Annotated in this window: 9 protein-coding genes; 1 reads left to right on the forward strand and 8 read right to left on the reverse strand. The window is 62.0% G+C overall.

The window, feature by feature from the left end:
• Positions 1-154 precede the first annotated feature (154 nt).
• Positions 155-1,747, reverse strand: a complete 1,593-nt coding sequence (fliD, locus tag AWB69_RS10160) for a flagellar filament capping protein FliD (protein WP_082913338.1) — start codon at positions 1,745-1,747, stop codon at positions 155-157.
• A gap of 805 nt (positions 1,748-2,552) precedes the next feature.
• On the opposite strand from fliD, the gene AWB69_RS10165 reads away from it, so the two are divergent.
• Positions 2,553-3,449 carry a fructose bisphosphate aldolase gene (locus tag AWB69_RS10165; protein WP_062084770.1) on the forward strand — a complete coding sequence of 299 codons (897 nt, stop codon included), beginning with the start codon at positions 2,553-2,555 and terminating at the stop codon, positions 3,447-3,449.
• 72 nt (positions 3,450-3,521) lie between these two features.
• Here the strand turns inward: AWB69_RS10165 and AWB69_RS10170 are convergent, their stop codons facing one another.
• The 7 genes from AWB69_RS10170 to AWB69_RS10195 form a co-directional block, all read right to left on the reverse strand.
• Positions 3,522-4,157: a GNAT family N-acetyltransferase gene (locus tag AWB69_RS10170; RefSeq protein ID WP_062084771.1), complete on the reverse strand. Its 636-nt coding sequence runs from the start codon at positions 4,155-4,157 to the stop codon at positions 3,522-3,524.
• 234 nt (positions 4,158-4,391) lie between these two features.
• Positions 4,392-5,669 carry an NAD(P)/FAD-dependent oxidoreductase gene (locus AWB69_RS10175; RefSeq protein ID WP_062084772.1) on the reverse strand — a complete coding sequence of 426 codons (1,278 nt, stop codon included), beginning with the start codon at positions 5,667-5,669 and terminating at the stop codon, positions 4,392-4,394.
• A 30-nt stretch (positions 5,670-5,699) separates the two neighbouring features.
• On the reverse strand, positions 5,700-7,232 hold the full coding sequence (locus AWB69_RS10180; protein WP_062084815.1) for an ABC transporter substrate-binding protein: 1,533 nt from the start codon (positions 7,230-7,232) through the stop codon (positions 5,700-5,702).
• A gap of 265 nt (positions 7,233-7,497) precedes the next feature.
• Positions 7,498-9,513 (reverse strand): hydantoinase B/oxoprolinase family protein, encoded by a 2,016-nt coding sequence (locus AWB69_RS10185; RefSeq protein WP_062084773.1) that lies wholly within the window; start codon positions 9,511-9,513, stop codon positions 7,498-7,500.
• A gap of 23 nt (positions 9,514-9,536) precedes the next feature.
• Positions 9,537-11,576 (reverse strand): hydantoinase/oxoprolinase family protein, encoded by a 2,040-nt coding sequence (locus AWB69_RS10190; protein WP_062084774.1) that lies wholly within the window; start codon positions 11,574-11,576, stop codon positions 9,537-9,539.
• 107 nt (positions 11,577-11,683) lie between these two features.
• Positions 11,684-11,809, reverse strand: coding sequence for a hypothetical protein (locus tag AWB69_RS50305; protein ID WP_269447476.1), 126 nt, complete (start codon positions 11,807-11,809; stop codon positions 11,684-11,686).
• Positions 11,810-11,836: 27 nt separating this feature from the next.
• A complete protein-coding gene (locus AWB69_RS10195) occupies positions 11,837-13,171 on the reverse strand; it encodes an NAD(P)/FAD-dependent oxidoreductase (RefSeq protein WP_062084816.1) in 1,335 nt (444 codons plus the stop codon).
• Positions 13,172-13,274 lie beyond the last annotated feature (103 nt).

Raw genomic sequence — 13,274 nt, forward strand, 5'->3', positions numbered from 1 at the left:
GCAATGCGTGGAGTCTGCGCAGCAGCCGGATTTTTTTCGAGCAGCTTGCGACGAAGCCTGCGAATCCTGTCGCCAGGGGTTGATAAATTAGCGCGAGGCGTGCGGGTTGCCGGTCGGGTCACTGCCTGCTCCCGCCTCATCGCTGCCTCGTCAATCAACCGGGCTTGCCTTTCGCCAGCGCACCGTCGCTGTTGGCGCCGCCGAACAGCTGCGTCAGGTACTGCGAATTCTTGTTCATCGTCGCCATGACCGTATTGAGCGCGGTGAACTGCGCCTGGTACTGGTGAGTGAGCTGGGCCGTGTAGCTCGCGAGGGTGTCCTGCTGCGTGCTGATGCCCTTGAGGTCCGCGTTGAGCGGGTCCTGGTTATTCGCAATCAGGCCGCCCTCGCCCAGGAATCCGTTCAGGCTCTTGGTCATCTTCGCGGCCACGCCGGTCGTCGAATTGAACAAGGCCGCGACTCCCTGCGGATTGCTCGTCAGCTCGTTCGTCATCTTCGTGCTGTCGGCTGTAAGCGTCCCGTCCTTGTTCAGCGTGATACCGATAGCGCCAAGCGAGATGCTGGCGCTGCCGTTCTTGACGCCGCCGCTGACAATACTCGCAAGCGTGTTCTTGACCGTGTTGAACATCGCGTTGCCAAGCAGCGGTCCGCCTTGCGCACCCTTGGCTTTCGCACTGTCGAAACCGGCAACCTGGCTGTAAGTGGTCACCAGGGTGTTATAGAGGTTGACGAAGTTATTGATGGCAGCCGATGCCGACGTGGTGTCCTGCGCCACGGTCAGCGTCTGCGGCGTGCCGGCAGGCACGCCAATGGCCGCCGCGGTCAGGTTCAGCGTGACGCCCTGGATAGCGGTGGTCACGGTGTTGCTTGAACTGGTGCCGGCCGTGCCGTCGATGGCGAACATGGCGTCTTTGGCGGATTCGGTCTGCGTCCACGGACTCGTGGCGGACACCGATGCAATAGTCGATGGGTCCGCGGCGCTGGCGCCGGCCGTGGACGTTACGCCGAGGCTGGACAGGCCGGCATCGTCCGTCACGGCGCCCACTGAAACATTGATCGTGTTCGATGCGCCCGTGGCCGACGAACGCAAGATCAGGTGCGCGCCGTCCGTGCCGGTCACGACAGTTGCCGTGACGCCAGGATTACTCGACGACGAGTTGATCCCACTCGCAATCCCGCTCACGGTGTTGTTCGCCGACGTGATGTCGACGCTCATCGACTTGTCTCCGACCGAGACGTTCATCGAGCCGGTGCCCAGTGCGGTCGTGGCCCCGAACGCTGCCGACGAGAGCGTCTGCGCGCTGGCAATTTGCGTCACCGCGACGGAATAGCTGCCGGTCGCCGCGCCGCTGCTGCCGCTTGCCGTCAGCCCGGTACCGTCCGCGGTCGCGGTGAACTGGCCCAGAGCGGTCCCGTTCGAGAGCGGCGCAATGCCCGCCTGCAACGCCGATAACCCGGCCTGCAGGGCACCGATCGCCGAGAGCTTGGTGTTGTCGTTGCGCTGCTGCGCGATCAGCGAGCCGGTGTGGCCCGCCACCTTCGCGTTGACGAGGCTCGTGACCAGCGACGACACATCCAGCGATGCGTTGCCCGTCGAGCCGCTGATGACGGACTGCGCGGCGAACGCCCTGGCCGAGTTGGCGGCGGCCGTCGTGTCGGCTGCGCTCGGAATGGCGGCGACCGGGGCGGGCACGCTTGAAGGGTTGGGTACGCTGGGCGCGCTGGATGCGCTGGAAATCGTCGACATTAAAATGCTCCGTACGTCAGGTTTGCTGTTGAGCCTGGATGAGAACCGCCTATGGACTGCCCGCTTGCGGCAAGCGTCAGGACGCGCGACGCGATGCGGCAGCCGCGCGTTGCCCGGGCCGGGCACCGCCGGCTGACCATCGTCTATCGGCACAGTCATGGTTGCGCACTTCAGGCAAGGGTGAAACGGCGAGCAACACGCGCCTCCCGCAGGTTCTTTCCAAATCTTTGAAAAGATTTCCACGCGTCTGTCCAGGCCGTTCGGGACTGTCGATGCCCGCGCACTGCCGCCATTTTTTGATTTTTATTCCAATATTTTTCGCGGATGCTTGAGCGCGAAGCACGGCCACGTGCAATCCAGGCAGGACGAGATCAATGAAACATCGTGTAGAGGAGCTGAAGGGGCTGAGCGCCGTCATCGAGGCACCTTTCTTGCGAGGAGTTTCGTCCGCGATGCAACCGGTCGCACTGGATTGTGACGCGCGTTAGTTCGTTTTTAAAAATCGCTTTAAAACCGCAATTCAAAATAAACTTGCAGCTCTAAAGGCGGCGCGCATGGACCCCAAGCGAACTTCTGGAAATTCAGACGCTTATGCGAGGATCGAAGCCGGGAAAAGCGGCCTCTCGCCGGGTCGGCGGTTGTGTCCGGCAGTCGCTCGCCCGGCACAGTGCGGTAAAACAGACGGCCACCATTGGTTTGTTTTCGAAGCCCATCCGCCAATCCAGTACACTTATTGAATCGAAAGCAATGGTCCAGACCAGAGAAACCGGGTCCGGTGTTTGATAGTTAAGAGGGAGAAACGTACGTGGCTAATGACAAGATGCTGGCGCAAATGAGCAACAAACCGGGGTTTATCGCGGCCCTCGACCAGAGTGGCGGATCCACCCCTGGCGCCCTGCGGGCCTATGGAATTCCGGAAAGCGACTACAACGGCGACGCCGAGATGTTCAAGCTGATGCACGAGATGCGGGTACGCATCATGACCGCACCCGCCTTCACTGGTGACAAGGTTATCGGCGCCATTCTCTTCGAAGCCACCATGGACGGAGAGGCGGAAGGGAAGTCCGTCCCGGCCTTCCTGTGGGAAGACCGCGGCGTGGTTCCGTTCCTGAAAGTGGACAAGGGACTCGAGGCGGAAGCGAACGGCGTGCGTCTGATGAAACCGATCCCCGGGCTGGACGCGTTGCTCGAGCGTGCCGTCAAGCTGGGCGTATTCGGTACGAAGATGCGCTCGGTCGTTGACCATGCGTCCGAGGAAGGAATCGCGGCCATCGCCAAACAGCAATTCGAAGTCGCGGCGCAGATCCAGGCGCACGGCCTCGTGCCCATTCTGGAACCCGAGGTGTCCATCAACATTCCGGACAAGGCGGCAGCGGAAACCATCCTGCTGGCTGAGCTGCTCAAGGGTCTCGACGCACTGCCCGAAGGCAGCAAGGTCATGATCAAGCTGACCATCCCGGACGTGGCGGATCTCTATCGTCCGCTGATCGAGCACCCGGCCGTCGTACGCGTGGTGGCGCTCTCCGGCGGCTATTCACGCACCGACGCATGCAATCGCCTGACGAAGAATCACGGCATGATCGCGAGCTTCTCCCGGGCGCTGATCAACGAGCTCAAGAAGTCGATGAGCGACAGCGAGTTCGACACAACGCTGGCAACGTCTGTCGATGAGATCTACCAGGCCTCGGTCGTAAAGGTCTGAATTTCAGGTTTCACCGGGGTTTCATGGAACTTTGATACAGGCCGCACTTGAGGCATGAGTGCGGCCTGTCTGTCATGCCGCACGAGCAACGCTTGCTTGCGGCAGTTCAAGACGGCGCGACCAGGTGGCAAGATGGCGGAAAGCGATGGGTGTTTTGCTCAGGATCGCGCTGTCGTACTGCTTGCCTGCGAACCTGATGAAGTCGTTGATCCGGAAACCCTGGCCCCGGTAGAACTCAATCAGATGGGTAGCGGGCTGTGGTGTGTCCAGCGCGAGCTCCGCGTAACCGCGAATGGCGGCCCAGTGATCCGCATAGGCCAATAACGACTTTCCGATCCCCCTGCTCTGGTAGGCAGGCTCAACACCGAACTGGCGAACGCTCGCAATATCATCCCGCTGATAAAGCCCGCATAACGACTCGCTATCTTGCGTGTACAGCGTCATGGTTCCAACCAGCCGGCAGTTGCATACCGCGACATAACAGTCGCCGCGCGTGGCACGCGCACGGGTAACCAGCGCGGACTGGTCAACGCACGTGCAGTTGAGTCCCATCGCGCCCAGCCGCGCGAATGACCGGTGCAGCATCTGGGTCAACTCTTCGAACGAATCGCACGCCGGGTCAAAGCGCCTCAGCACTACGCTGCCCACACCACGATGAACATAGCTGATACGCGTGTGATTCTTCGTTGCTGTGTGTTGCTTCGACATGACACCCCCGGTCTCATCATTTGCCAGAAGTGTAGGATTCCTCGACGGTTGATAACAAGAAAAAATGCCGTAAATATTTCATGTTTTACGGCATATATATGCAAGTCGCTTGCGGCTTTACGGCATTTTTATTTGCGGTGGTGCAGGTCTTCGTGGTCCTTGCCCGGACGACAACCAATGCACTCCGCCCGCGCCGCGACGTGAGTCAAATTCACAAGATGGCCCCGCCTCGGGTCAGAACAAAATATCCTGCAACCGGTAATACGCGCCGACCAACGGCAGCGTCCACGCACGGCCGGCATGTCCGGGCACAGCCGGCCAGGGTAGCGAACGCCACGGGTTGGCTTGTTCGGAACCCGACATCATGTCGGCCATCATGCGCCCCATATGCGTCGACATCTGCACGCCGTGGCCGCTGTAACCCATCGAATAGTAGAGTCCTTCATGCTGTCCCGCACGGGGAAGCCGGTCCACGGTGATGTCGATGAGACCGCCCCAGCAGTAGTCGATCCTCGTGTTGGCCAGCTCCGGAAAGTACTTCGCGAGTCCCTTACGCAGCACGTTGCCGCTCTTTTCATCGGAACGGGGATTGGACATTGCGAAGCGCGCGCGGCCGCCCCACAGCAGCCGGTTATCGGGTGTCACCCGAAAATAATTGCCGATGTTGAGCGACGTCACATAGCTGCGCCGGTGAGGGAAAAACGCGTCGAGTTGCTGCGTGGACAGCGGTTCCGTCACCACGATAAAACTGCCCACCGGCGCCATGCGCCGCTGGAACCACTGCAACGGCCCCACGCGCGATGCCCCCGTTGCCACCAGCACCCGGTCCGCCCTGATGACACCGCGCGCCGACGTGAGCTCGTAGCGCTCGCCGTCGAGGCGTTTCAGTTGCGTCACCGCCGCGCCTTCGAAGATACGCGCGCCGTGACGCGTGGCAGCCTGTGCCAGCCCGACCCCGAACTTGCCCATGTGCATCTGCACGCCATTGCGCTGCAGCAGCCCGCCATGAAAACCATCCGAGCCGATCTCGCTGCGCATGCGGTCCGGCGGAATCAACTCGACTTCGGGATCCACTTCGCGACGCAACACCTCGTAGGTACGCGCCAGTTTTTCGAAATGCCCGGGCTTGGCCGCGAGCTTGAGCTTCCCCGTGCGGACCAGGTCGCAATCGATCTGATGACGGGAGACGATCGACTCCACGCTCGCCACCGCACTTTCATACGCGCGATAGAAACTCCGGGCCTGCTCCAGTCCGACTTTCGCGGCCAGCGAAGCGAAGTCCTGCGCGACACCGGTGTTGCACTGGCCGCCGTTACGCCCGGACGCCTCGCTTGCTATGCGCCCTGCTTCCAGCACGGTGACCGACACACCGCGCGTAGCGAGTTCGAGCGCAGCCGACAAACCCGTGAAGCCGCCACCAATCACCACCACATCGGCGCGGCCTTCCACGGGACCCTGCACACCTTCGCTGAATACGGGCGCCGTATCCAGCCAATACGAATCAAGCTTCATTGATTTTTCAGTTGAATGTGGCGCGGTTCGTCAGGCAGCCCACCATACATGTTCGGCGAACGAGAAGCCCATCATCGCACCGGTCGGGATCGAGCCCAACCCCTTCAACCGCTTGTCGTTGGCGTCGAGCAAGCTGATGAACGACGGAATGCCGATGCCACCCTGATCCGCCACCAGCACCTGCATTTCGCCGTACATCGCCTTACGCTTGGCTTCGTCGGTTTCAGCGCGCGCGCTCAACAGCAACTGGTCGAAGCGGGGGTCCTTCCAGCCCGACTCGTTCCAGGGCGCGTCGGACTTGAAGAACTGCGTGAACAATACGTCTGCGCTAGGGCGTGGATTGATGCTGCCGAAACCAAGCGGATGTTTCATCCAGTGATTCGACCAATAGCCGTCGGCGGGAACCCGGTTGACGGTCAGGTTGACCCCGATCTTCGCCGCCGTCTGCTGCATCAGCTCGGCCATTTCGACGGAACCGTTCGCGTCGGTCGTGGCGTAGATCGGCGGCAAGGCGGGGCCGACCGCACCCGCTTTCTGCATGTAGAACTTGGCCTTGTCGAGATCGAACTTGCGCTGCGGCAACGAAGCGTTGAAGTAGCGGTGCCCGGGCGGGATCGGCTGGTCGTTGCCGACCACTGCAAAGCCCCGGAACACGGCCGTGCGGATCTGCTCACGATCGAACAGGTTCTTCATGCCCATCACGAAGTCGGGGTTGCCCGTGAGCGTGTTGTCGCGACGCATGATCAGGTCGGTGTAAAGACCGGATTTGGTTTCCTTGACCGCATAACCCGGGGTCGATGCAATCCGCTGTGTCGAGCGCGGATCGACGGAATTGATCAGGTGCACGTCGCCCGCGAGCAGTGCATTCACTCGGGCGGCGTTGTCGCTGATGCCCACCAGTTCGATCTGGTCGAGGTACGGTTGTCCGGTCTTCCAGTAGTTGTCGTTGCGCACACCGACCGTGCTGACACCCGGCTTGAAACTCTTGAGTTTGTAGGGCCCGGTCCCGATCCCCGAGCCGAAGCTGGTCGTACCGTCCTTGACGATCACAAGTTGCGGCGTAGCAAGAATCACCGGCAAGTCGGCGTTCGGCACGTCGAGCACCATGGTCACTTCGTTCGGGCCGCTCGCCTTGATATCGGCAAACTGATCGGCGAGTGTCTTCACCTTCGACGCCGTCTGCGGATTCTTGTGACGCATCAGCGAATAGACCACGTCGGCTGGAGCCAGCGGCTTGCCGTCGTGGAAAGTCACGCCCTGGCGAAGCTTGATGATCCACGTCTTCGCGTCGGTACTTGATACGGACTCCGCTATATTCATGCGCGGCGTCAGGCTCTCGTCGAGCTGGGTCAGGCCGCTGTAGAACATGAAGAAACGGATATAGTCGCTACCCGTCGAACCCAGGGCGGGGTCGAGCGTGTCGGAGACCGAACCTGCGTCGTACGCCACCCGGATGCTGCCGCCCTTCTTCGGGGTATCGGCGGCCCGCGCAGACGCCGATACAGACAGCAGGCCGCCACCGGTGACTGCCATCATGCCGGTGCCGGCCAACACGCGCATCATGTCGCGGCGGCTTACGCCACCGCTTTTTGTATCATCTTTCACTTGAATGACTCCGGACGGGTAAGGGATCTGAAAAAAACGCTCGGGAGGCGATGGGGACAAGGTTTATCGCGTCTCTTCAGCAGCATCGTATGCTTGCAGAATCCGCGTGAAACACCGACAAAAACCGCGAAACAGCATAAATCGCTTGTTATCGCATCGCTAACGCGGTGCTTTGCATGGCCGCCAACCCGGTGATGAAAACGTGCTCGTTTTCCCTCATGTGTCAGGCAACGGCGGCCTGCTCCACGTCAAGCAATTGCGGATATCGCCGCAGCACGCCGGCATGGAGTTCGTCGATAATTCCAGCGCCGGCCGTCATCGTGCCGGCCGCCTCCCTCGCGTCGAGTGCATCGAAGATCTTGTGCTTGAGGAAATGACGCCATACCACCGGTGCGCGAGCCAGGATGCCGGTCAATACGTCATAACGCTCCCGTGTCCACTTCGCCTCATACGCGCTGCGCTCCGCGCCATAGTCGAAATGAGCGGTGACCGTCTGGTCCGTTATCCGCTTCGCCTCTTCGCGCAGTTGAGCCGTCTTCGCTGTGTCGATCGCCCCGTCGACCAGCACCACGCCATAAAGCTCGCGGGCCTGATCGACTCGCAGGTAACCGCGCCGCACGTCCTCGGCCACTTTCTGAGCGTCACGTTCGTGAGGATGGCCGTAGCCGCCACCGCCGCAGCCTTCGAGGCGGATGACATCGCCGGGACCGCACATCACGAGGTCCGTCACGCCCAGGTCCTCCTCGTCCTCGCGGCCCGGATTGCGGGTAAAGCGCGAGACGGCGCCCGCCTTGCCGCCAAGCACGCCCCAGGACGCGAAGCGTGAGCGGTCGCGATTGCGCGCGGTCACCAGCGTGCCCGGCGAAAACACCCTGAACTCCATCACGGTTCCCAGCCCGCCGCGGTACTTGCCCGCACCCGCGCTGCCGGGCACGACGCCATACCTGGTGATCCGGATTGGCACTTCGGCTTCGTTGATCTCCACCGGCGTATTGCGCAGGAACGCCACGTTTGCGCCCGACGCATCCGACCCGTCGCCCGAGATCATGCCGCCCGCGCCGCCGCCCACCGGACCGATGGAAGCGATCGCCGCGCGACCCCGGCGGTCCACGGTCTTGACGTTGAGAATCGACATGCCGCCAGCCGGACACGCCGGCAAATGTTCCGGGCACACCATGGAGAACGCCCCGAAGGTCACGTACTGCGCGACCTTCGCGGTCAGGCTGCGCATCCCGACCGCCGCCGGCGGAACGCAATTCATGATCGTGCCTTCAGGCAGGATGCAGCGCGCCACCTTGAGCATCCCGGCGTTGAGCAGCAGATCGGGATTGAGCGAGTACAGGATGTAGTTCAGCCCGACGAGCGCAAGCACGTGCCGCTCCTTGCCGCCCGTGGGCATATTCAGCGACGAATTCAGTTGTGGATCGCTGCCGGTGAAATCGAAGACGAGCGAACCGTCCTTGACGGTCAGCGTCAACGCAACACGCAGGGGTTTGCCATTGACCGAATCCTCATCGGCGTATTCGGCGAAGAAATATTCGCCGTCCGGCATGCTCCTGACAATCGTGCGCGCCTGCTCTTCCGAGTACTCGAGCAGCGCCTCCATCCCGGCGCGAAACTGCTCGATTCCAAAACGTTCGATGATCTCCAGCACCCGGCGCTCGCCGGTCATCAGCATCGCGATCTGCGCCTTCAGGTCGCCGCGATTCTGCTCGGGTGCGCGCACGTTGATGGCCATGTGTTCGAGCAGGACCTCGTCCAGCACGCCCGCACGAACAATCTTGGTCGGCGCGAAACGGATGCCTTCCTGGTAGATCTCGGTCAGCGTGCGCGACAGGGAAGCCGGCACCGCCCCGCCCATGTCGGTGTTATGAATATGTCCACCGACGTAGCAGACAATCTCGCCGTTGAAAAACACCGGCTTCCACATCATCACGTCGGGCGTGTGGGTCGCCACGTAGCCGCTGTACGCGTCGTTGGTCATGCAGATATCGCCCGGTTCGTAATGATCGATCATGTCGATCACCGCGCCGAAGTCGAGACCCGGATACCACGTGGCGCCCAGTGTCTTCGGCGAAGCGAAAGTGAGGCCGCGGGTGTTCATCAGCGTGCAGGAGAAGTCTTCCGTTTCCTTCACGAAAGCGGAATGCGCAGTACGCACGAGCGTATAGGCCATGCTTTCCGCAGCCGCGACGCAGTAGTTCGCGAAAATCTGGAGGACGGATTTATCGAATGTCATGTTGCGTTTCCAAAGTCAGCTATTCAAACAGCTTCGAGAAAGAGATTGCCGTACTCGTCCACACGGGCGTTGAAACCCGGCAGCACGCAAGTGGTGGTGTCGTCCTGCGCAACGATCGCGGGACCCGGGAACCGATGCCCGGCAAGCAGCGCCGTACGCCGGTAGAGCGGGACGCGGCGCCACACGCCATCGAGGTAAGCATCGATCTCGGACTCGGCCTTTGGGGTGCCTTCGCCCGCCGCAATCCCTGGCAACTCGGGCTTGGGCGTGGGCGCCGTGATGACGAGCCTGAGCGCGACCACTTGAATGGCGGACTTTTCATCGCTATGACCAAAGAGGCGTTCGTGCTCGCGATGAAACGCCTGCGCGATCCCTTCGATGTCACCGTTGACAATTGCATCGGCGGTAAGCGGCGTATCGATCTCGAACGACTGGCCGCGATAACGCATGTCCGCCGAGACAACGAGTTCAGCCGTTGCGTCCGTGCCGGTCTCGCGGATCACCCAGGCGCGTGCATCGGCTTCCAGCAGCGCGAGGTCGTGACCAAGCCGTTCGAGGGATGCGCGGTCGAGCGGATAATACGTCGTGCGAACGAAGTCGTTCTTGGTGTCCGCGATCAAGCCGCCGAGCGCGCTCAACACACCGGGCGTAGTCGGGACCAGCAGGTTGCGCACATTCAGCGCGCGGGCGAGGAAACAGCCGAGCATGGGCCCCGCGCCGCCGAATGGCATCAGCGAGAAGGTACGCGGGTCGATACCGAAGCGCGAGCTCAAGCGGCTCACGCCTGCATACATGCCGGAGATCGATACCTCGATGATCGCCGCCGCTGTCTTGTAGACGTCGAGTCCCAGGCGCCGCGCCAGCGGTTCAATTGCACGCAGCGACGCATCGACATCCACCTTCACCGCGTTATAGCCGAGCGCTGCGCTGCCGAGCACCCCGATCGCGGCAAATGCGTCAGTGATGGTCGGTCGGGTTCCTCCGCGGCCATAGCAAACCGGGCCGGGATTCGACCCGGCGCTTTCCGGTCCGACCTTGAGCACGCCAAACTCGTCGACCCAGGCGATCGAGCCGCCTCCGTCACCGATCGACGAGACGGAGACCGACGGAATATGGATCTGGAATTCGCCGATATATTCGCCCGTCGCGTACTGCGGCTTGCCGTCCACGATCAACGCAATATCCGCTGTCGTCCCGCCGATGTCGAGACTCATGCAGTCCTTCACCTTGCAGAGCTTCGCGAGATACGCCGCGCCGATCACGCCGGACGCGGTGCCGGACAGGATCATCTGCACGCAGTTCTGCTTGCCGTTCTCGGCGCTCATCACACCGCCGTTCGACTTGGTGACCTTGAGGTCCGCTCCAATCCCGCTTTCCGCCAGCGCCGCCTGCAACTTCGCGAGGTAATTCGACACGCGCGGTTGCACGTAGCCGCCAATGGTCGCCGTGACGGTGCGTTCATATTCACGGATGATCGGCCAGACTTCATGCGAGCATGAGACAAACATACCCGGCATTTCCTGCTGGATAATCGCCTTCACCTGCTGCTCGTGCGACGGATTGCGATACGAATGCAGCAGTGACACCACCACGCCCTCGCAACCGGCCGCCTGCATGCCGCGCACCGCGTCGAGCACGCTGGTCTCATCGACCGGTGTTTCCTCGTCACCCTCCGCCGTCAGCCGGCCCGCCACGCCGAACACCCGGTCGCGTGGAATGAGGGGCGCGGGACGGCTCGACATCAGGTGGTACATGTCGGGAATCTTCAGTCGCGCGATGTCCAGCACGTCCTCGAAGTTGCGCGTGGTGACAAGACCGAGTTTCAACCCCTTGCGTTGCACGACCGCGTTCACGCCGACGGTCGTACCATGCGTGAAATAAACCACCTCACGTGGCTCAATACCATAACGTTCCCGCAGGCCTTCCATTCCGGCAAGCACTTCACTCCCCGGACTGTCCGGACGCGAAAACACCTTCAAGGTTCGTATGGTCCGCGTCGCTTCGTCGAGCACTGCGAAGTCGGTAAACGAACCGCCAATATCCACTCCGATTCTCAAACCCATTGCCTTGTCCTTGCCTGTCGAAAATGATGAAGCGTCCGGACGCGCCCGCTGTTTCGGCGGCGTCGCTTCGCGAGGCCTTTCAGCGGCCGATCTGCTTGTTCCGCCGTTCAATCCAGCGTCATCGTCTCGAGCGCGGTCACCGCGCCAAAACGCTTGCTGACGCCATCAGGAAGCAAACGCTCCGAACGCTCGCCGCTGCCGGGCGCCGGTGATCTGGTTGCTGTTGCCATCATGGAAGGTCCCGGTTGAGAGCGCGCCGCTCAGGCGTGCTGCCTGAGTTTGTCGATGACGTCGCGGATCTGGTAATAGCTCCCAAGCGCCGGCATGAACCACGGCTTGCCGCGATACAGCGGGTGCGTGAGCATCGGCGTGCCATAGGCGCTGCTCTCGGGTGCTTGCCCTTCAAGGATCAGGCGCGCGATCTTGTAGCCGAGGTAAGTCATCATCACCACGCCGCTGCCATTGCAGCCGAGCGCGTAGTGGATACCGTCGGCGGTGCGGCCCAGGTGCGGCAGGAAGTCGAGCGTGAGCGCCACCGTGCCGCCCCAGCTATAGGACACCTTGACGTCGGCCATCTGCGGAAAACGCTCGACCATTTGCGCGTGCAGGATAGCGCCCGACTGGCGCCGGTCGAGGTGATAAAAGCGTGCGCGGCCACCGAAGAGGAAGCGCTTGCCGTCGGGTGAATAGCGGTAGTAATTGACGACGCGGCGCGTCTCCGAGATACCGCGACGCTTCGGTATCAGCGAAGCCTGCAGGTCGGCGGGCAACTCTTCGGTCGCGATCTGATGCGACACGACCGGCACCACGCGGCGTTTCAGGTCCGGCATCGATTCGCCTGTATAACCGTTGGTGCAGATCACCACGTGCCGGCTCGCGAGCGTCCCCCGCGCGGTCTCGACGCGATACCCCGCTCCGGAGCGCGTCACGCTCTTGACCGGAGCCTTGCTGCACACCGTGGCGCCCGCACCGCGCGCGGCGGCGAGCAGTCCGGCGAACATCATCGACGGGTGCACTTGTCCCGCGCGCTCGAGCAACACGCCGCCCGCGTAAATGCCGCTCGCCAGTTCGCTTCGCAGTTCGTCGCGAGAGAGGATCCTGGCGCCCGCCGACGCGTACGCATTCAGGTTCACGATGCGCTTCTTCCACGCGGCCAGATGCGCATCGGTCCACATCGCATTGATGCGGCCGGCCTTCAAATAAGCGCATTCGATTGCGTTGTCCCTGAGGATGCTTTCGAACACGCCGTAGGAAGCGGCAGCTTCGCGCAGGAGCGCCTGCTGGCGTTGTTCGGATACGGCGGTGTCCAGCTTCTTGCCCGAGGGCGCCTTGCCCACGTTTACGCCTCCCGACACCTGCCCGCCGCTGAGCGTGCTCGCGCCAATGCCGGGCACGTCGGCTTCGAGCACAGCCACGCTCAGGCCATGCTTCGCGAATTCGAGCGCGCACGACAACCCCGCATAACCCGCGCCGACAATCGCCACGTCGACCTCACGCGGCACCTCGGATATCAGGTCGTCGTGCGGATGCCAGTCTTTCCACCAGTACGGGGTATCGGTGAAGTCGGAGGAAAACACTTGGCTGCGCGTCGACACGGTGAGGTCCCTGATGGGTCTGGACTTCCCGTGCCACATTGTGGCACGGTGTTCCATAAACTTGTTGAGATGCAAAGTATCACGCACATTTATCGCGTGCAAG

Source organism: Caballeronia udeis (assembly GCF_001544555.2).
Taxonomy (GTDB): Bacteria; Pseudomonadota; Gammaproteobacteria; order Burkholderiales; family Burkholderiaceae; genus Caballeronia; species Caballeronia udeis.